The sequence below is a fragment of the Arthrobacter sp. MSA 4-2 genome, from assembly GCF_016405885.1.
GTDB lineage: Bacteria > Actinomycetota > Actinomycetes > Actinomycetales > Micrococcaceae > Arthrobacter_D.
Window position 1 is genome coordinate 44,523 of the sequence record NZ_JAEKGC010000013.1, and the last position, 18,012, is coordinate 62,534.

General features: G+C 69.0%; 18 protein-coding genes. 14 read left to right on the forward strand and 4 right to left on the reverse strand.

Going from position 1 to position 18,012, the window contains the following annotated elements; translation table 11 throughout:
• The first annotated feature begins 171 nt into the window (after positions 1–171).
• The 9 genes from ftsZ to dnaE all read left to right on the forward strand — a co-directional run bounded on the left by ftsZ (position 172) and on the right by dnaE (position 9,991).
• The gene (ftsZ, locus tag I6N91_RS14250) at positions 172–1,365 is read left to right on the forward strand and encodes a cell division protein FtsZ (RefSeq protein WP_198813692.1); all 1,194 of its coding nucleotides are present in this window, start codon (positions 172–174) and stop codon (positions 1,363–1,365) included.
• A 16-nt stretch (positions 1,366–1,381) separates the two neighbouring features.
• Positions 1,382–2,086, forward strand: a complete 705-nt coding sequence (pgeF, locus tag I6N91_RS14255) for a peptidoglycan editing factor PgeF (RefSeq protein WP_198813693.1) — start codon at positions 1,382–1,384, stop codon at positions 2,084–2,086.
• Entirely contained in the window at positions 2,074–2,844 is a 771-nt protein-coding gene (locus I6N91_RS14260; RefSeq protein ID WP_198813767.1) for a YggS family pyridoxal phosphate-dependent enzyme, read from the forward strand. Before pgeF ends, I6N91_RS14260 begins: the two co-directional genes overlap by 13 nt.
• Before the next feature lie 92 nt (positions 2,845–2,936).
• Positions 2,937–3,452 (forward strand): cell division protein SepF, encoded by a 516-nt coding sequence (locus tag I6N91_RS14265; protein ID WP_120169685.1) that lies wholly within the window; start codon positions 2,937–2,939, stop codon positions 3,450–3,452.
• 60 nt (positions 3,453–3,512) lie between these two features.
• The gene (locus I6N91_RS14270; RefSeq protein ID WP_198813695.1) at positions 3,513–3,806 is read left to right on the forward strand and encodes a YggT family protein; all 294 of its coding nucleotides are present in this window, start codon (positions 3,513–3,515) and stop codon (positions 3,804–3,806) included.
• A 140-nt stretch (positions 3,807–3,946) separates the two neighbouring features.
• The gene (locus I6N91_RS14275) at positions 3,947–4,582 is read left to right on the forward strand and encodes a DivIVA domain-containing protein (protein WP_198813697.1); all 636 of its coding nucleotides are present in this window, start codon (positions 3,947–3,949) and stop codon (positions 4,580–4,582) included.
• Positions 4,583–4,770: 188 nt separating this feature from the next.
• Complete coding sequence (gene lspA, locus I6N91_RS14280; protein WP_198813699.1) at positions 4,771–5,445, forward strand: signal peptidase II; 675 nt, start codon at positions 4,771–4,773, stop codon at positions 5,443–5,445.
• Entirely contained in the window at positions 5,442–6,392 is a 951-nt protein-coding gene (locus I6N91_RS14285) for an RluA family pseudouridine synthase (protein ID WP_307843367.1), read from the forward strand. Before lspA ends, I6N91_RS14285 begins: the two co-directional genes overlap by 4 nt.
• 59 nt (positions 6,393–6,451) lie before the next feature.
• Entirely contained in the window at positions 6,452–9,991 is a 3,540-nt protein-coding gene (dnaE, locus tag I6N91_RS14290) for a DNA polymerase III subunit alpha (RefSeq protein WP_294566522.1), read from the forward strand.
• Between the two features lie 105 nt (positions 9,992–10,096).
• Here the strand turns inward: dnaE and I6N91_RS14295 are convergent, their stop codons facing one another.
• Positions 10,097–10,618, reverse strand: coding sequence for a flavin reductase family protein (locus tag I6N91_RS14295; protein WP_198813701.1), 522 nt, complete (start codon positions 10,616–10,618; stop codon positions 10,097–10,099).
• A 123-nt stretch (positions 10,619–10,741) separates the two neighbouring features.
• Here I6N91_RS14295 and I6N91_RS14300 point away from each other — a divergent pair, with 123 nt between their 5' ends.
• The 3 genes from I6N91_RS14300 (at position 10,742) to nrdR (ending at position 13,278) form a co-directional block, all read left to right on the forward strand.
• Positions 10,742–11,266: a hypothetical protein gene (locus I6N91_RS14300; RefSeq protein WP_198813703.1), complete on the forward strand. Its 525-nt coding sequence runs from the start codon at positions 10,742–10,744 to the stop codon at positions 11,264–11,266.
• Positions 11,267–11,303: 37 nt separating this feature from the next.
• Positions 11,304–12,665: a histidinol dehydrogenase gene (gene hisD / locus I6N91_RS14305; RefSeq protein ID WP_198813705.1), complete on the forward strand. Its 1,362-nt coding sequence runs from the start codon at positions 11,304–11,306 to the stop codon at positions 12,663–12,665.
• A gap of 115 nt (positions 12,666–12,780) precedes the next feature.
• Positions 12,781–13,278: a transcriptional regulator NrdR gene (gene nrdR, locus I6N91_RS14310; RefSeq protein ID WP_198813707.1), complete on the forward strand. Its 498-nt coding sequence runs from the start codon at positions 12,781–12,783 to the stop codon at positions 13,276–13,278.
• A 200-nt stretch (positions 13,279–13,478) separates the two neighbouring features.
• On the opposite strand, the gene ppgK is transcribed toward nrdR, so the two are convergent.
• Both ppgK and map read right to left on the reverse strand, forming a co-directional pair.
• Entirely contained in the window at positions 13,479–14,300 is an 822-nt protein-coding gene (ppgK, locus tag I6N91_RS14315; RefSeq protein WP_120169670.1) for a polyphosphate--glucose phosphotransferase, read from the reverse strand.
• Positions 14,301–14,396: 96 nt separating this feature from the next.
• Positions 14,397–15,275 (reverse strand): type I methionyl aminopeptidase, encoded by an 879-nt coding sequence (map, locus tag I6N91_RS14320; RefSeq protein WP_198813708.1) that lies wholly within the window; start codon positions 15,273–15,275, stop codon positions 14,397–14,399.
• Between the two features lie 120 nt (positions 15,276–15,395).
• On the opposite strand from map, the gene I6N91_RS14325 reads away from it, so the two are divergent.
• Complete coding sequence (locus I6N91_RS14325) at positions 15,396–15,560, forward strand: SPOR domain-containing protein (RefSeq protein ID WP_133404849.1); 165 nt, start codon at positions 15,396–15,398, stop codon at positions 15,558–15,560.
• A gap of 16 nt (positions 15,561–15,576) precedes the next feature.
• Here the strand turns inward: I6N91_RS14325 and panB are convergent, their stop codons facing one another.
• The gene (gene panB / locus I6N91_RS14330) at positions 15,577–16,446 is read right to left on the reverse strand and encodes a 3-methyl-2-oxobutanoate hydroxymethyltransferase (protein WP_198813709.1); all 870 of its coding nucleotides are present in this window, start codon (positions 16,444–16,446) and stop codon (positions 15,577–15,579) included.
• A gap of 220 nt (positions 16,447–16,666) precedes the next feature.
• Here panB and I6N91_RS14335 point away from each other — a divergent pair, with 220 nt between their 5' ends.
• The gene (locus tag I6N91_RS14335) at positions 16,667–18,007 is read left to right on the forward strand and encodes a glutamine synthetase family protein (RefSeq protein ID WP_120169662.1); all 1,341 of its coding nucleotides are present in this window, start codon (positions 16,667–16,669) and stop codon (positions 18,005–18,007) included.
• Positions 18,008–18,012 lie beyond the last annotated feature (5 nt).

Sequence of the window (18,012 nt, forward strand, 5' to 3'; positions counted from 1 at the left end):
CGGTCATTGCAGAAGACTCCCGGTGCCCATAGCGTCTCAGATAGAAGTTACTTGACATAACATTAACCCTCAACCTGAGAGTTAACGTTATGCCGGGTGAAGGTTGAAGCCGGTTCCGGCCGGGTGTAACCCCAGACAACAGCGCACAGATTCGAACAAGGGACACAGGACGTGGCAGCACCGCAGAATTACTTGGCCGTCATCAAGGTCGTCGGCATCGGCGGGGGCGGCGTAAACGCCATCAACCGGATGATCGAGGTGGGACTCCGTGGGGTGGAGTTCATCGCCATCAACACCGACGCACAGGCGCTGCTGATGAGCGACGCCGACGTGAAGCTCGACGTCGGACGGGAACTGACGCGCGGGCTCGGCGCCGGCGCCGACCCGGAGGTCGGCCGCAGGGCGGCCGAGGACCACTCCGAGGAGATCGAAGAGGTGCTGCGCGGGGCCGACATGGTCTTCGTCACCGCCGGTGAGGGCGGCGGCACGGGCACCGGCGGTGCGCCCGTCGTGGCACGCATCGCCCGCTCGCTCGGCGCGCTGACCATCGGCGTCGTCACCCGGCCGTTCACCTTCGAGGGCCGCCGCCGGTCCAATCAGGCCGAGTCGGGCATCGACACCCTGCGCGACGAGGTCGACACCCTCATCGTCATCCCGAACGACCGCCTGCTTTCGATCAGCGACCGCAACGTCTCAATGCTCGACGCGTTCCGCTCGGCCGACCAGGTGCTGCTCTCCGGCGTCCAGGGCATCACCGACCTGATCACCACCCCCGGCCTGATCAACCTCGACTTCGCCGACGTCAAGTCGGTCATGCAGGGTGCGGGCTCGGCCCTCATGGGCATCGGCTCCGCGCGCGGCGAGGACCGCGCCGTGAAGGCCGCCGAACTCGCCATCGCCTCGCCGCTGCTCGAGGCCTCGATCGACGGCGCGCACGGCGTGCTGCTGTCCATCCAGGGCGGCTCCGACCTCGGCCTCTTCGAAATCAACGAGGCGGCCCGGCTCGTCCAGGAGGTCGCCCACCCGGAGGCGAACATCATCTTCGGTGCGGTCATCGACGACGCCCTCGGCGACGAGGCCCGCGTCACGGTCATCGCGGCAGGGTTCGACCAGGTCGATGCGACGTCCCAGCCCGCAGTGCCCGCGGTGAAGCCCGCTGCGGCCCCGACGGTCGGCGGGGGCGACACCGCCCGTGCCGCCGCTCCGGCCTCCGCGGGCCTCGGTGCGTGGTCCCAGCAGCGCTTCTCCCAGTCCAACACGGTGCCGGCCGATGCCGGCTTCGACGTCGACCTGCCCGCCGTGGTGGAGCCGGACCTCTCCTCGGGCCGCTCGGACGACCTCGACGTGCCCGACTTCCTGAAGTAACCGGGACCTCCTGCGGATGTTCTTTTGGCAAGGCGGCGTGCAGCCCGGGCTGCACGCCGCCTTTACCGATTCCGCCGCCGGCAACCTCGCACTCAACCTTGGGCGGCCCTCGACGGCGGCCGGTAACCGGGCACGGGTGGAGACGGCGATGGGCGTGGCCCCCGGTTCCCTGCGGTTCATGACCCAGGTGCATTCGAGTACGGTGGCCGAGGTGCCGGCCGGGTCCCCCCGCTGGAGCCCGCCGGAGGCCGATGCCCTGCTCAGCCCCGACGGCAGCCAGGCGCTGGCCGTGCTCGTGGCGGACTGCGTCCCCGTTGTCCTTGCCGACCGCTCCGGCCCGGCGACCGGCGTCGTCCATGCCGGACGCCGGGGCGTGCTGACCGGCATCGTACCCAACGCCGTCGCGGGCCTGCGCGCCCACGGCGCCCGGGAGCTCACCGCCTGGATCGGCCCCTCAGTGTGCGGGCGCTGCTACGAGGTGCCGGCGGAAATGAGGGAGGAGGTTGCGGCCGCCGTACCGGCCTCCTACGCGCAGACACGGCACGGCACCCCGGCGCTGGACCTGCCGGCCGCGGTGCGGCAGCAGCTGCTCGATGCCGGCGTCGACGTGGCGGCGGTGCCGTCGGGATCGTCGGCGTGCACCCTCGAAAACCCCCGGCTGTTCTCCCACCGCAGGGAACCCGGTGCCGGCCGGCTCGCCGGCCTGGTCTGGCGCACGTGAGCGCCACGGACGGGACGGCGGACGCCTCCGCGCGCCGGCAGGAACTCGCGGAACGGCTGGAATCGGTACGGGGAAGGATCGCGGCGGCCTGCGCCGCCGCCGGACGGACCGACGCGCCCGAGCTGATCGTGGTGACGAAGTTCTTTCCCGCCGCGGACGTGCGGCTGCTCTCCGGCCTCGGCGTGCGGGACCTGGGCGAGAACCGGGACCAGGAGGCCGCCGCGAAGGCCGCCGAGACCGCCGACCTCGACCTGCGCTGGCACTTCATCGGCCAGCTGCAGAGCAACAAGGCCCGCTCGGTGGTCCGCTACGCCGCCGCGGTGCACTCCGTGGACCGGCCGTCGGTGGCGGAGGCGCTGGCGAAGGCCGCCGGCGCCGAGGCCGTACGCCGCTCCGGCGCCGGCCTTCCGCCGCGGCCCGACCTGGGCTGCTTCATCCAGGTCAGCCTCGACCCGAACGCCCGCGCCGGCGGACGGGGAGGGGCAGCGGCATCGGAGGTCCCGGAGATCGCCGCCCGGCTCGCCGGGGCGCAGGGGCTGCATCTTGAGGGCGTCATGGCGGTGGCGCCGCTGGGCGCCGACCCGCTGGCCGCCTTCCAGCGCCTGGCCGGCATCTCCGCGGACCTGCGGGTGGACCACCCCGGCGCGTCGGCCATCTCGGCCGGCATGAGCGGGGACCTCGAGGCCGCCATCCAGGCGGGCGCGACACACCTGCGGATTGGCTCAGATGTACTCGGTCCCCGCCCACCGTTGCGGTAGCGTCTGCACCGGGACGGCAGTGGAACCCGCAGGGCGCGGTTTCGGCACCGGGACGAAGCAAATTATCCACTCTCTCAATGACAGGAGTTACCATGGCTGGCGCACTGCGCAAGACAATGATTTACCTTGGGCTCGCCGATGGTGACGAGCACTACGAGCCCGAGGCGAAGAGCGCCCACAGCAGGAACGAGGATTACGCAGTGGATTATGACCGTGACGAACGCCGTCCCGAACCCGCCCCCGTCCCACGAAGCGTCCCCAGCGAGGAGTACCGGGCCCCGGTGACACCGATCAAGCGCGTCCAGTCGACCCGTGACGATTCCGCCCTGCGGCAGATCACCACCGTCCACCCCCGCTCCTACAACGATGCGAAGCTGATCGGCGAGAGTTTCCGCGACGGTATCCCGGTCATCATGAACGTCACCGATATGGGCGAATCCGATGCCAAGCGCCTCGTCGACTTCTCCGCGGGCCTGGTCTTCGGCCTGCACGGAAGCATCGAAAGGGTCACCAATAAGGTGTTCCTGCTCTCGCCGTCGTATATTGAAGTTCTGGGTGAGGACCAGAAGGCCAGCGAAGCTCAGACCAGCTTCTTCAACCAGAGCTGAAGCCGGCCGGCTGTCCGTGCCTGCCGCCCCCTGTAAGGCCCTAAGGACTGGAACCGCTCCGTGAGTTTGGTATTTGCCCTGATTTACCTCGTTCTGATGTTGTTCCAGCTTGCGCTGATCATCAGGATTATTTACGACGCCGTCCAGATTTTCGCCCGTAGCTGGCGTCCCCAGAAAATCGCGCTGGTCGTTGCTTCCGGTATTTATGCAGTGACCGATCCGCCGATCAAAGCTTTGCGTCGCGTGATTCCGCCGCTGCGAATTGGGGGAGTTTCCCTCGACCTGGCTTTTCTTGTGTTGTTTTTCGCCGTGGTGATCCTAATGGGTGTGTCACGGGGTTTCGCCACGACATAGGCCCGGTTTAGTTTTCGAGTCCCAATAGATATAAGCTGAATCACATTCTGATGTGAATCCAGTTTTTCACGTCCACAATTCGGTACCGCAGGCAGGTCCGCCCCCGGGCAGGCAGGTCTTTAACACTACGAGGTGACCAGATGGCCCTGACGCCAGAAGATGTTGTCAATAAGAGGTTCCAGCCGACGAAGTTCCGCGAGGGCTACGACCAGGACGAGGTGGATGACTTCCTCGACGAGATCGTCGTCGAACTGCGCCGTCTGAACCAGGAGAACGAGGAGCTGCGCCGCCGGCTCTCGGACGCTCCTGCAGGCACCGCCTCAACCGGGACGGTCCCCGCCCCGGTTGCCGCCAGCACCAAGACCGAAGTTGTCCGCGAGGAGGAGAAGCGGCCCGAGCCCGCAAAGCCCGAGCCCCGCGTCGAGACCGTCTCGCCCGCAGCCGTTCCCGCGGCTGCCAGCGCCGAGTCCGCGGCCGGCGTCCTCGCCATGGCCCAGAAGCTTCACGACGAGTACGTCAACGCGGGCGTGGAGCAGCGCGACAAGATCATCGCCGAAGCGCAGATCGAGGCAAGCAGCCTCGTCAACGACGCCCAGGACAAGAGCCGCAAGGTCCTCGGTGCCCTCGAGCAGCAGAAGAGCGTGCTGGAGCGCAAGGTCGAACAGCTCCGCAGCTTCGAGCGCGACTACCGCTCACGCCTCAAGGCCTACATCGAGGGCCAGCTGCGCGACCTCGACTCCCGCGGGTCGGTGGCCTCGGAGACGGCCGACGCCTAAAAGCCCCTCGGGCGCACCGCGCAGAGGTGCCCGGCACGGCACCGCAGCGCAGTACCGGATTGAGGCCGGCCCCGGAAAAGGGGCCGGCCTTTGCCGTACCCTTGAGGAGTCGTCCCACGACAGTCCGATCCACCTGTTCCATACCTCTGCCGCCGTGCGGAAGCGTATGCACCCGGCATGAAAGCGTTATGAGCGAGAATCCACCGGCAGAGCAAACCCCCGCGGAAACGAAACGGACCGATGGGCCCGGGCACAGCAAGCGGGTCCGGGCCCGGTACGCCGTCCTGCTGCTGGTCTGCATGCTCGCCGCCTACGTCCTTGACCAGGTCACCAAGGCCTGGGTGGTCTCCACCATGACCGAGGGCCAGGTCACGCCGGTGCTACCTCCGCTGCTGAACTGGCACTTCATCCGGAACCCCGGGGCGGCCTTCTCGATCGGCACCAATGTCACGTGGGTCTTCACCATCATCCAGGCCCTGGTCTCCCTGGCCATCCTGACCCAGATCCGCAAGGTCGCCTCCTGGGGCTGGGCTGCCGCCCTGGGGCTCGTGCTCGGCGGCGCGCTGGGCAACCTCACCGACCGCCTCTTCCGTGAACCGTCCTTCGGGCAGGGTCACGTCGTCGACTTCATCGCCCTGCCCAACTTCGCGATCTTCAACATCGCCGACTCCGCCGTCGTCAGCGGAGTCATCCTGGTGTGCCTGATGACCCTGCGCGGTATCGGCATGGACGGGCGGCGCAGCAGCGAGAGCGCTGCAGGGGACAGCGCTGCAGGGGACAGCTCTGCCGGGGAAAGCCCTGCCGCGGACAGGGCCGCCGGAACCGGCCCGGACACGCCCCGGCCGGACGGCAACGCCTCGTGAGCGGGACCTCCGACGTGGGCACCCCGACCGCCTTCACCGTGCCCGAGGACCTCGGCGGATCCCGCACCGACGCCGCGCTGGCGCAGCTGGCCGGGGTCTCCCGGTCGGTGGCCGCCGCCTGGTGCGCCGACGGCAGGGTCAGCCGCGGCGGCGCGGTCCTGGCCAAGGCCGACCGGGTGCAGTCCGGCACCGAATTGCTCGTAATGGTCCCCGATGCCGCCGACCCGCTGCGGGTGATCCCCGAGGCCGTCGAAGGCATGGGCATCCTCGTCGATGACGAGGACTTCGTGGTCATCGACAAGCCCGTCGGCGTCGCCGCCCACCCCTCCCCGGGCTGGGTGGGCCCCACCGTGGTGGGCGCCCTGGCCGCGGCCGGCTACCGGATCTCCACCTCCGGCGCCCCCGAACGGGCCGGTATCGTGCACCGGCTCGACGTCGGCACCTCCGGGGCCATGGTCGTCGCCAAGACCGAAAGGGCCTACACGGCCCTGAAGCGGGCCTTCAAGGAGCGCACCGTGGACAAGGTCTACCACGCCGTCGTGCAGGGCCTGCCCGACCCGCTCGAGGGAACCATCGACGCGCCCATCGGGCGCCACCCGGCCCACGACTGGCGGTTCGCCGTGCTTGAGGACGGGCGGCCCTCGATCACCCACTACGAGGTCCTCGAGGCCTTCGGCCGGGCCAGCCTCGTCGAGGTCCACCTTGAGACCGGCCGCACCCACCAGATCCGCGTCCACTTCTCGGCGCTGCGCCACCCGTGCGTGGGCGATCTCACCTACGGCGCCGACCCGCGGCTTGCGGCGGAGCTCGGCCTGACCCGTCAGTGGCTCCACGCGCACCGCCTGGGCTTCGAGAATCCGCGCACCGGCGAGCCGGTCCTAGCCGTGAGTCCCTACCCGCTGGACCTCGAGTACGCCCTGGGCGCCCTGTCGGGGGACCGCGCCTAACACGCCTGCGGAGCCCGGGGTGGGGCCCAGGGATGGAACGGCGGGCCTAGAATGGTCGAGTGGTTTCAACAGCAGCGTCCCGTGAGTCCTTCGTCCACCTTCACAATCACACCGAGTACTCGATGCTCGACGGGGCCGCGAAGCTGACCGACCTCTTCAGCCACACCGAAGAGCTCGGCATGAACGCGCTGGCCACCACCGACCACGGGTTCGTGTTTGGGGCGTTCGACTTCTGGAGCAAGGCCCGCAGCGCCGGCATCAAACCGATCATCGGGGTGGAGGCGTACCTGACCCCGGGCACCGCCCGCTCCGACCGCACCCGCGTCCAGTGGGGCGGGGGAGGCCGCGACGACGTCTCCGGCGCCGGCGCCTACACCCACATGACCCTCTGGTCGGAGTCCACCGAGGGCATGCACAACCTGTTCCGGATGTCCTCGCTGGCCTCCCTCGAGGGCTACCTCTACAAACCCCGCATGGACCGGGACCTGCTGCAGACCTACGGCAAGGGCCTGATCGCCAGCACCGGCTGCCCCTCGGGCGAGGTGCAGACCAAGCTGCGGCTTGGGCTATACCAGGAGGCAAAGCAGGCGGCCTCGGACTTCCGCGACATCTTCGGCGCCGAAAACTACTTCTGCGAGCTGATGGACCACGGGCTCGACATCGAACGCAACGTCCAGGCCGACCTGATCAAGCTGGCCCGCGAACTGGGCCTGCCGCTGGTCGCCACCAACGACCTTCACTACACCCACGCCGAGGACTCCAAGGCGCACGCGGCCCTGCTATGCGTCCAGTCGGGCTCCACCCTGGCCGACCCCAAGCGCTTCAAGTTCGACGCCGACGAGTTCTACCTCAAGTCGCCCGCCGAAATGCGGGCCATCTTCCGCGACTACCCCGAGGCCTGCGACAACACGCTGCTCATCGCCGAGCGGTGTGACGTCGAATTCAACACCAAGGCCAACTACATGCCCCGCTTCCCCGTGCCCGAGGGGGAGAATGAGCAGTCCTGGTTCGTCAAGGAGGTCGAGACCGGCCTGGCCTACCGCTACCCCGGCGGCGTGCCCGACGACGTGCGCAAGCAGGCCGAGTTCGAGGTCGGCGTCATCACCCAGATGGGCTTCCCGGGGTACTTCCTCGTGGTGGCCGACTTCATCAACTGGGCCAAGAACAACGGCATCCGGGTCGGCCCCGGCCGCGGCTCCGGCGCCGGCTCCATGGTGGCCTACGCCATGCGCATCACCGACCTCGATCCGCTCAAGCACGGGCTGATCTTCGAGCGCTTCCTGAACCCCGAGCGCGTCTCCATGCCCGACTTCGACGTCGACTTCGATGATCGGCGCCGCTCCGAGGTGATCCGCTACGTCACCGAGAAGTACGGGGACGAGCGCGTCGCCATGATCGTCACCTACGGCACCATCAAGGCCAAGCAGGCCCTGAAGGACTCCTCGCGCGTCATGGGCTACCCGTTCTCCACGGGGGAGCGGCTCACCAAGGCCATGCCGCCGGACGTCATGGGCAAGGGCCTGGCCCTTGCCGACGTGCACAACAAGGACGCCAAGCGCTACTCCGAGGCCGACGAGCTGCGCGAGCTGCTCAAGACCGACCCCGACTCCGCCAAGGTGTTCGAGACGGCTCTGGGCCTCGAGGGCCTGAAGCGCCAGTGGGGCGTCCACGCCGCCGGCGTCATCATGTCCTCGGACCCGCTGATCGACATCATCCCGATCATGCGCCGCGACCAGGACGGCCAGATCATCACCCAGTTCGACTACCCCACCTGCGAGGGGCTCGGACTGATCAAGATGGACTTCCTGGGGTTGCGGAACCTCACCATCATCACCGACGCCGTGGAGAACATCACGGCGAACAAGGGCACCGACCTGGTGCTGGAGGACCTCGAGCTCGACGACAAGGCCTCCTACGAGCTGCTGGCCCGCGGCGACACCCTGGGCGTGTTCCAGCTCGACGGCGGGCCCATGCGCTCCCTGCTCAAGCTCATGCGCCCCGACAACTTCGAAGACATCTCCGCGGTGCTGGCGCTCTACCGTCCCGGGCCGATGGGCGTGAACTCGCACACGAACTACGCGCTGCGCAAGAACGGGCTCCAGGAGATCGAGCCGATCCACCCCGAGCTCGAGGGCCCGCTCGAGGAGATCCTGGGCGGCACCTACGGCCTGATCGTCTACCAGGAGCAGGTGATGTCCGCGGCCCAGAAGCTGGCGAACTTCACCCTCGGCCAGGCGGACATGCTCCGGCGCGCCATGGGCAAGAAGAAGAAGTCGGAGCTGGACAAGCAGCAGGCCGACTTCTTCGCCGGCATGAAGGAAAACGGCTACTCCCAGGCCGCCATGGACAAGCTGTGGACCGTCCTCGAATCCTTCTCGGACTACGCGTTCAACAAGGCTCACACCGCCGCGTACGGGCTGATCTCCTACTGGACGGCGTACCTCAAGGCCCACTACCCGGCCGAATACATGGCCGCCCTGCTCACCAGCGTCGGCGACGACAAGGACAAGCTGGCCATCTACCTCAACGAGTGCCGCAGGATGGGCATCACCGTCCTGCCGCCGGACGTCAACGAGTCGAGCGTGAACTTCACTCCGGTCGGCAACGACATCCGCTTCGGCATGGGCGCCATCCGCAACGTCGGCGCGAACGTCGTCGGGGCGATGGTCACGGCCCGGGAGGAGAAGGGCGACTTCACCTCCTTCAGTGACTTCCTGCAGAAGGTCCCCGCCGTCGTCTGCAACAAGCGCACCATCGAATCCCTGATCAAGGCCGGGGCCTTCGACTCGCTCAAGCACCCCCGCCGGGCGCTGGCGATGATCCACGAGGAGGCCGTGGACTCGGTCATCGTGCTCAAGCGCAACGAGGCCGCGAACCAGTTCGACCTGTTCAGCGCGTTTGACGACCCCGGCGCCGGCAGCAGCCTCTCGGTCGAGGTGCCGGACCTGCCCGAATGGGAGAAGAAGGACAAGCTCTCCTTCGAACGCGACATGCTTGGCCTCTACGTTTCGGACCACCCGCTGCAGGGCCTCGAGGGGATCCTCAGCCAGCACGCCGACCTGACGATTCCCTCGGTGATCAGCGACGAGGGCCCGGCCGACGGCGCCATTGTCACCATCGCGGGCATGATCACCTCGCTGCAGCGGCGGATCGCCAAGAACAGCGGCAACGCCTACGCCCGCGCGGAGATCGAGGACCTCGCCGGGTCGATGGAGGTGATGTTCTTCGGGCAGGTGTACGGGCCGATCTCCGGCGTGCTCGCCGAGGACCTCATCGTCGTGGTGCGCGGCCGCTTGCAGCGCCGGGACGACGGCGCGGTGATGCTCAACGCGCAGGAACTCACGGTGCCCGACCTCAGCGAGGGCCACTCCGGGCCCGTCGTCATCTCCATGGCCCAGCACAAGGCCACCGAGGCGGCGGTGACGGCCCTGGGCGAGGTGCTGCGCACCCATCCGGGCACCAGCGAGGTCCAGATCCGGCTCAACGGCAACCGCAAGGTCGAGGTGATGAAGCTCGGAGTGGACCTGCGGGTGAACCCCACCCCGTCATTGTTCGGGGACCTGAAGGTGCTGCTCGGCCCAGCCTGCCTCGACGCTTGAGGATGCCGGCCGCTTGAGGCTGACGATCGGCTGAGCCCGGGCCGCCTGAGCAACCCGGCCGGCTGAGCAGGCCGGCCGTCGCAGCCGCGCTCCCCGGCCGATCCCTCAGATGATGTAGTCGGTGGGCGCGGCGTAGCCGCCCCCGTGGTACAGCAGCGGCGCGCCGTCGGCCCCGGTGCCTCCCTCGGTCACCTCGGCGACGACCACCGCATTGTTCTCGAAGGACAGCCTCATGGTGATGCGCCCGATCAGCCAGCCGGCCACTCCGTGCAGCAGCGGGACCCCGTGGGAGCCCGGGCTCCAATGGTCCCCGCCGAAGCGGTCCGGGGTGCGGGCGAACCGGTCCGCGAGGGCCTGGTTGTCAAGGCTCAGCATGTGGACGCCGACGTAACTGGTGTTGGCGACGGCGGGCCAGGAGGAGGACCCCCGCGACATATTGAAGGTGAAACGGGCCGGGTCGGCCGACAGGGACGCCACGGACGTGGCGGTGAACCCGAAGGGCTGTCCGTTGTAGGACGCGGTGATGATGGCGACCCCGGCCGCATGGCGGCGGAAAACTCCGCGGAATGCCGATCCCGGGCCCGGATCGGCGGCGGCAGGACTGTCCTTCACCAGGTTCCCTTCCATGGCCCCTCCTTCAACGATTGCGATCCGCATCCCTCGGGCGGGTGCGGCCGCCGGCGGCTCCGGCAATCCCTCAACCCTAGGCGAGCCGGGCGGCGGGAGCGTGCTTTTGTTAATGTAGAAGTCATGCACCCCTCCCGCCCGCACGACGCCGGCTCCTACCCGCCCCCGGTGTACGCCCCGGCTCCGAACCGCACGGCGGCCCCTCCCGTGGGCCTGCTGTGGTGGGCGGGCTCGACGGCGGTGCTCGGTATCGTCCTGGGCGTGTTCTGGTGGCTCGGCGCCCCGGGCGGGATTCTCTTCGGCGACGGACGCCTCCCCGGCACCTGGCTGCTGCGCGACCTGACCCTCGCGGGGCTTGAACTCGTTGCGGGCGTAGCCGTGGGAACGGTGCTGGCCCGGCGCCTCGGGCGGCCCGGCGGGCTGCGGCGGCTCCTCGCCGCGGTCGGCGGCTCGATCCTCGGGTCCCTGCTCGCCGTCCTGGTCGGCACCGCGCTCGGTGCCTGGATCGGCCCGCATGGCAGTCCCGAGATCCCCGGATCGGGATTCGGGCTCCACTCTCCGGGCGCCGCCGCCATCTGGCCGGCGGCCGCAGCCCTCATCGTGTTTGCCGCCGCCCTGTTCGACTGGCTGCAGCGCGGGCGTCCCTGACAGCGGGCCGCGTCCCGGGCGCCGGTAGACTGGCCGAGTGGAAAATCCAGCTGCCGCCCCGGCCCGCGAGGGCTTCCGAACCATCGACCTCCGGGGTCTCTCCCTCAGCCGGCGTGAGCTGAAGCGCGCACTGCCCCGGCCGGTGGTGGGGGAGCATCCGCCCGAAGAGGCGGTCGGACGGATCCTCGAGGACGTCCGGAACCGGGGTCTGCCGGCCCTGAGGGAGCTCGCCCGCCGCTTCGACGGCGTGGAGCAGGACCACCCCCGGGTGCCCGCCGACGTCCTGCGCAGCGCCCTGGAGAACCTCGATCCGCAGGTCCGTGCGGCCCTGGACGAGGCGATCACCCGCGCCCGGCTGTTCGCCGCGGCGCAGGTGCCGGCCGAGGTGGAGGTGTGTCCGGCGCCGGGGGCACGGCTCGTGTCCCGGTGGGTTCCCGTCGACCGGGTGGGCCTCTACGTGCCCGGCGGCCTCGCGGTCTACCCCTCGTCGGTGGTGATGAACGTCGTTCCTGCGCAGGCGGCCGGCGTCCCCTCGATCGCCCTCGCCTCCCCGCCGCAGAAGGAATGGGGCGGCTGGCCGCACCCGGTCATCCTGGCGGCGGCGGCCCTGCTCGGAATTACCGAGGTGTATGCGATCGGCGGAGCCCAGGCGGTGGCGGCCTTCGCCTACGGCTTCGAGGAGGCCGACGGCCACCCCTCCCTTGAGCCGGTCGACGTCGTCACCGGGCCCGGGAACGTCTTCGTGGCCACGGCCAAGCGGCTCGTCCGCGGCGTCGTCGGCATCGACTCGGAGGCGGGCACCACCGAGATCGCGGTGCTGGCCGACGCCGGCGCAGACCCCGTCCTCGTCGCCGCGGACCTGGTCAGCCAGGCCGAACACGACCCGCAGGCAGCCTCGGTGCTCATTACTGATTCCCCCGCCCTCGCCGATGCCGTGCGCATCGAACTCGGCCGGCAGGCGGACGCCACCCGGCACCGCGAACGGGTGCTTACGGCCCTGTCCGGCCCGCAGTCGGGGGTGATCCTGGTCGACGACCTCGACTCCGGCCTGGAAGTCTGCAACGCCTACGCCGCCGAGCACCTCGAAATCCACACCGCCGACGCCGCGGCCGCCGCCGCCCGGGTCCGCAACGCGGGCGCGGTCTTCGTCGGACCGTACAGCCCGGTCAGCCTCGGCGACTACTGTGCCGGCTCCAACCACGTCCTGCCCACCGGGGGGACCGCCTCGTTCGCGTCCGGGCTCAACACGACGACTTTCCTGCGGGCGCAGCAGGTGGTGGAGTACTCACGGAGTGCGCTTTCGGAGGTCAGCGCGCCCATCCTGGCGCTGTCGGAGGCCGAGAACCTGCCCGCCCACGGCGACGCCGTACGGGCGCGCTTCCCCCGCAATAACCACTAGATGTGGTAATTGCACGCTTGTAGTTTCCCTACATCTGGTTCTACACTTGAACCATCCGGAGCGCCCAGCGGTCCGGTACCCGCCCATCCGGCCCGAGCGGAGACAGGAGTACGCAGTGCATTGCCCCTACTGCCGCAACTCCGACTCCCGAGTCGTTGACAGCCGGCTGGCCGACGACGGTTCGGCGATCCGCCGGCGCCGGCAATGCCACGCGTGCGGGCGCAGGTTCACCACGGTGGAGACGACAAGCCTCAGCGTCATCAAGCGCTCGGGTGCCGGTGAGCCCTTCAGCCGCGGCAAGGTGATCAACGGCGTGCGGAAGGCCTGCCAGGGCCGGCCGGTCACGGAGGACGACCTCGCCCTACTGGCCCAGGAAGTCGAAGAATCGGTGCGCGCCAGCGGTGTCGCCGAAATCGATGCCCACGAGGTGGGGCTGGCGATCCTCGGCCCGCTGCGGAAGCTCGACCAGATCGCCTACCTGCGCTTCGCCAGCGTGTACCAGGGCTTTGAATCCCTTGAGGACTTCGAAGAGGCCATCGCCACGCTTCGGCTCCAGTCCTCCGACAACGCGAAGGTACCCTCGGGGGCGCAGCGGCCCCTGACCGCGCACTAGGTGCGCCTTGAGACCCCGGTGGTGGCGGCGGAGGGGAAGCCGGCGCCACCACCGGCACCACGTCCCACCGGATCGAACGTCCGGACGGAGGCCCTCCCCTCACGGCCAGCGCAGAAAAGACCCGTGCCTTCCGGCGTTGCCGGAAGGCACGGGTCTTTTCGTGAGCCGCTGCCTGGTGCCTGGGCTGCCTGGTGCCTGGGCTACTTGGTGCTTGAGGGGGACAGCAGGAGCGCCGCCTGCAGCGCCCCGCCCACGATGCCCGCCTGGTTCTTCAGCTGGGCCGGGACGATGCGGGTGCGCAGGTCAAGCGAGGGAAGGTATTCGGCGCTGCGCTTGGAGATCCCGCCGCCGACGATGAACAGCTCGGGGGAGAAGAGGAACTCGACGTGGGAGAAGTACCGCTGGAGCCGCACCGCGTATTCGTCCCAGTCGATCCCGTCCCGTTCACGTGCCACGGCCGATGCCTTGGACTCGGCGTCGTGCCCGTCGATCTCGAGGTGCCCCAGCTCAGCGTTGGGCACCAGCTGCCCGTTGAAGATGAACGCCGAACCGATGCCGGTGCCCAGGGTGATCACCAGGACTGTCCCGGCCACGCCCTTGCCGGCGCCGTAGCGCACCTCGGCCAGGCCGGCGGCGTCGGCGTCGTTGATGACGTGGACGCTCCGGCCGAGCACCCGCGTGAAGAGGGCGTCGACGTCGGTGTCGACCCAGCTCTTGTCGACATTCGCCGCTGAGCGGGCGACACCGTGCTGGATGATGGCCGGGAAGGTCACACCCACCGGCACATCGGCGGCCGGACCGCCCGGGCGCGAGGAGAGTTCGGTGACGATCTCGGCAACGACGCCGGCGACCGCCTCCGGGGTGGCGGGCTGCGGAGTCGGAATCCGGTAGCGCTCACCGACGATTTCGCCCTTGGCCAGGTCGACAATGCCGCCCTTGATCCCGGTGCCGCCGATATCGACACCGATGACGGTGGCGGGCAGCTTCCGGCCGGGCTTCTTCTTGTCGATGTCCTTGGGCATGATTCTCCAGGTGATATTCGTGGCCGGGTGGGCGGTTCGCCCGGCCCGAGCCGTTTCGTGGGGTTGGTCGGTGTTCCCTGACCGCCGGGCGGCGGGTCAGGGCAGGGTGAGGATCTCGGTGCCCGTGTCGGTGACGACCAGGGTGTGTTCGAACTGCGCGGTGCGTTTGGCGTCGCGGGTCACCACGGTCCAGTCGTCGGCCCACATGTCCCACTCAATGGTGCCAAGGGTCAGCATCGGTTCGATGGTGAAGACCATTCCGGTTTCGATCACCCGGTTGTAGGCGGGGGCGGCGTCGTAGTGTGGGATGATCAGGCCGGTGTGGAACGCCTCACCCACGCCGTGGCCGGTGAAGTCGCGCACCACGCCGTAGCCGAAACGGCGCGCGTAGGATTCGATGGCGCGGCCGATCACGTTGATCTCCCGGCCCGGGGCGACGGCCCGGATCGCCCGGTTCAGCGCCTCCTTCGTCCGCTCCACGAGCAGCCGGGATTCCTCGTCGACGTCGCCGACGAGGAAGGTGGAGTTCGTGTCGCCGTGGACGCCGTCGAGGTAGGCGGTGATGTCGATGTTGAGGATGTCCCCGTCCTGGAGGGCGGTGCTGTCCGGGATGCCATGGCAGATCACCTCATTGATCGAGGAGCAGATCGATTTGGGGAAGCCGCGGTAGCCGAGCGTCGACGGGTAGGCGCCGTGGTCGATGAGGAATTCGTGGCCGACCCGGTCGAGGGCGTCGGTCGTGACGCCGGGCTGGGCATGGCGTCCCACCTCCTCGACGGCTTGGGCGGCCAGCCGTCCGGCCTTGCGGATCTTCTCGATGGTTTCGGCGGTCTTCACCTCCGAGCCGGTGAAGGGCGCGGGGGCCTTGCGGCCGACGTATTCGGGGCGGGCGATTCCGGACGGGACGGGGAGCCGGGGACTGACCATGCCGCGCTGGAGCGTTCCAACGGGTGCGGTGCCAGGATTGTGGGGCATACCCTTGATCTTATAGGCGGCGGGGTTCAGAGCTGAAAGCGCCGCCTATAAGGCCACGGGCGGCTGCCGGAAGCCCGGCACCCGTGGCGGCCGCCATCGACGACGCAGGAGGAGAAGACGATGCCGCAGTACTGGTTCAATGTCCGGACCCATGAGGTCGAGGTTGACGCGCAGTCCGACTGGAAGCAGCTCATCGGTCCCTATGAGACCCGCGCGGAGGCCGAGCGGGCCCTCGAGAAGGTTCAGCAGCGGAACAAGGCCTGGGACGCCGAGGACGAGGACTGAACGCCGGCAACCCCGGCTAGAAGGAGTGCTCCGGGCCGGGGAAGGTTCCGCTGCGGACCTCCTCGGCGTAGCGGGTGGCGGCGTCGGCCAGCACGGAGCGGACCTCGGCGAACTGCTTGACGAACTTCGGCTGCTTCCCGCCCCGCAGGCCGGCCATGTCCTGCCAGACGAGCACCTGGCCCGTCGTCGAGGCGCCGGCGCCGATGCCGATGGTCGGCACCTGCACCGCGGCATCCACCTTGGCCGCGACGTCGGCGGGCACCATCTCCATGAGGACGCAGAACGCGCCCGCCGCCTCCAGGGCCAGGGCGTCGTCGATAACCCTCCGGCCGGTGTCCCCACGGCCCTGCACCCGGTAACCGCCGAGGGCGTGTTCGCTCTGCGGGGTGAAGCCGACATGCGCCATCACCGGGATCCCGGCCCGCACCAGCGCGCGCACGGTGTCGGCGAACTGCGCGCCGCCTTCGAGCTTCACCGCGTGCGCCCCACCCTCTTTGAGCAGCCGCACCGATGACTCAACGGCCCGGGCGGTCGAAACCTCGTAGCTGCCGAAGGGCAGATCGGCCACAATGAGCGGACGGCGTGCCGCACTGCTCACGGCGCGGGTGAACAGCACCATCTCATTGAGCGTGATGGGCAGGGTCGTGGCGTGTCCGAGCACGTTGTTGGCGGCGGAGTCGCCGACCAGGAGCACCTCGATGCCGGCCTCGTCGAAAATCTGTGCCGTGTACTGGTCGTAGGCCGTCAGCATGGCGAAGCGCCGGCCCTCCGCCTTGGCCTGCTGAAGGTGGTGGGTCCGGATCCGAGCCGGGCGCGGGGCCTGCTGGGGCTCTGAGGGGGTGGAAGCTCCGGTGCCGTACGGGGCGGGCATTTCGGCGGAAGTCATGAATCCGAGCCTACTTCACGGCTCCGGGCTCCCCTGAGCCGCGCCCCCGCCGCCCGGTAACCGGCCTGTAACATCGCCGCGCCATACTGGGCGGGCACCGGCGGACGCGTTTCCGGCGTCCGGGTCAGTAGAGTATGGAGAGATTCCGGCTCGACCGGCCAACCGGCGCGGGCAGGGAACGGCTCGGCGCAGCGCAGACGCGGCAGGAAAGAGGGTAGGGATGAACCGGCAGCAGGAATTCGTACTGCGGACGATCGAGGAGCGTGACGTCCGCTTCGTCCGGCTGTGGTTCACCGACGTCGTCGGCTCACTCAAGTCCGTCGCCCTGGCCCCGGCCGAGGTCGAGGGGGCCTTCGAGGAGGGCCTCGGGTTCGACGGCTCCTCCATAGAGGGCCTGGCCCGGGTCTTCGAGTCCGACATGCTCGCCCAGCCCGACCCGTCCACGTTCCAGATCCTGCCCTGGCGCGGGGACAAGGAGCAGACCTCACGGATGTTCTGCGACATCCTCACCCCCGACGGACAGCCCTCGGCCGCCGATCCGCGCAGCGTGCTGAAGCGGACCCTCGCCAAGGCCGCCGACATGGGCTTCACCTGCTACACGCACCCCGAGATCGAGTTCTACCTGCTGAAGTCCGCCGACCTCGGCGCCGACGGCCGCCCGGTCCCCGTTGACCAGGCCGGCTATTTCGACCACGTGCCCGGCGGCGTCGCCCAGGACTTCCGGCGGACCGCCGTTGCCATGCTCGAGTCGGTGGGCATCAGCGTCGAGTTCAGCCACCACGAGGGCGGGCCCGGGCAGAACGAGATCGACCTGCGCTACGCCGACGCGCTGCAGACCGCCGACAACATCATGACCTTCCGGACCGTCATCAAGGAGGTGGCGCTCACCCAGGACAGCTACGCGACCTTCATGCCCAAGCCGTTCTCCGACCACCCCGGCTCCGGCATGCACACCCACTTCTCGCTCTTCGAGGGTGACTCCAACGCGTTCTTCGAGGCCGGCGCCGAATTCCAGCTCTCCAAGACCGCCCGCCAGTTCATCGCCGGCATCCTGCGCCACGCCCCCGAGTTCACCGCGGTGACCAACCAGTTCGTGAACTCCTACAAGCGCCTCTGGGGCGGGGGCGAGGCGCCCAGCTACATCTCCTGGGGCCACAACAACCGCTCCGCGCTGGTGCGCATCCCCCTGTACAAGCCGAACAAGGGCCAGTCCGCCCGGATCGAATACCGGGGCATCGACTCCGCCGCGAACCCCTACCTCGCCTACGCCGTCCTGCTCGGCGCCGGGCTGAAGGGCATCGAGGAGGGCTACGAACTGCCCCTGGGCGCCGAGGACGACGTCTGGAGCCTCACCGCCGCCGAGCGGCGCGCGATGGGCCACGATCCGCTCCCGGCGAGCCTTCACGATGCGGTGCGCGCCATGGAGGACTCCGAACTCGTCGCCGAGATCCTCGGCGAGCAGGTCTTCGAGAACTTCCTGCGCAACAAGCGCGCCGAATGGCACGACTACCGTATCGAGGTCACCCCCTATGAGCTGCGCCGCAACCTGGGCATCCTGTAACGGCA

Bases quoted from the DNA above. Each gene is read 5' to 3' on its own strand.
- pgeF (WP_198813693.1), top strand. From the start codon at position 1,382: ATGTTCTTTTGGCAAGGCGGCGTGCAGCCCGGGCTGCACGCCGCCTTT.
- I6N91_RS14265 (WP_120169685.1), top strand. From the start codon at position 2,937: ATGGCTGGCGCACTGCGCAAGACAATGATTTACCTTGGGCTCGCCGAT.
- I6N91_RS14275 (WP_198813697.1), top strand. From the start codon at position 3,947: ATGGCCCTGACGCCAGAAGATGTTGTCAATAAGAGGTTCCAGCCGACG.
- lspA (WP_198813699.1), top strand. From the start codon at position 4,771: ATGAGCGAGAATCCACCGGCAGAGCAAACCCCCGCGGAAACGAAACGG.
- I6N91_RS14295 (WP_198813701.1), bottom strand. From the start codon at position 10,618: ATGGAAGGGAACCTGGTGAAGGACAGTCCTGCCGCCGCCGATCCGGGC.
- I6N91_RS14300 (WP_198813703.1), top strand. From the start codon at position 10,742: ATGCACCCCTCCCGCCCGCACGACGCCGGCTCCTACCCGCCCCCGGTG.
- ppgK (WP_120169670.1), bottom strand. From the start codon at position 14,300: ATGCCCAAGGACATCGACAAGAAGAAGCCCGGCCGGAAGCTGCCCGCC.
- map (WP_198813708.1), bottom strand. From the start codon at position 15,275: ATGCCCCACAATCCTGGCACCGCACCCGTTGGAACGCTCCAGCGCGGC.
- I6N91_RS14325 (WP_133404849.1), top strand. From the start codon at position 15,396: ATGCCGCAGTACTGGTTCAATGTCCGGACCCATGAGGTCGAGGTTGAC.
- panB (WP_198813709.1), bottom strand. From the start codon at position 16,446: ATGACTTCCGCCGAAATGCCCGCCCCGTACGGCACCGGAGCTTCCACC.
- I6N91_RS14335 (WP_120169662.1), top strand. From the start codon at position 16,667: ATGAACCGGCAGCAGGAATTCGTACTGCGGACGATCGAGGAGCGTGAC.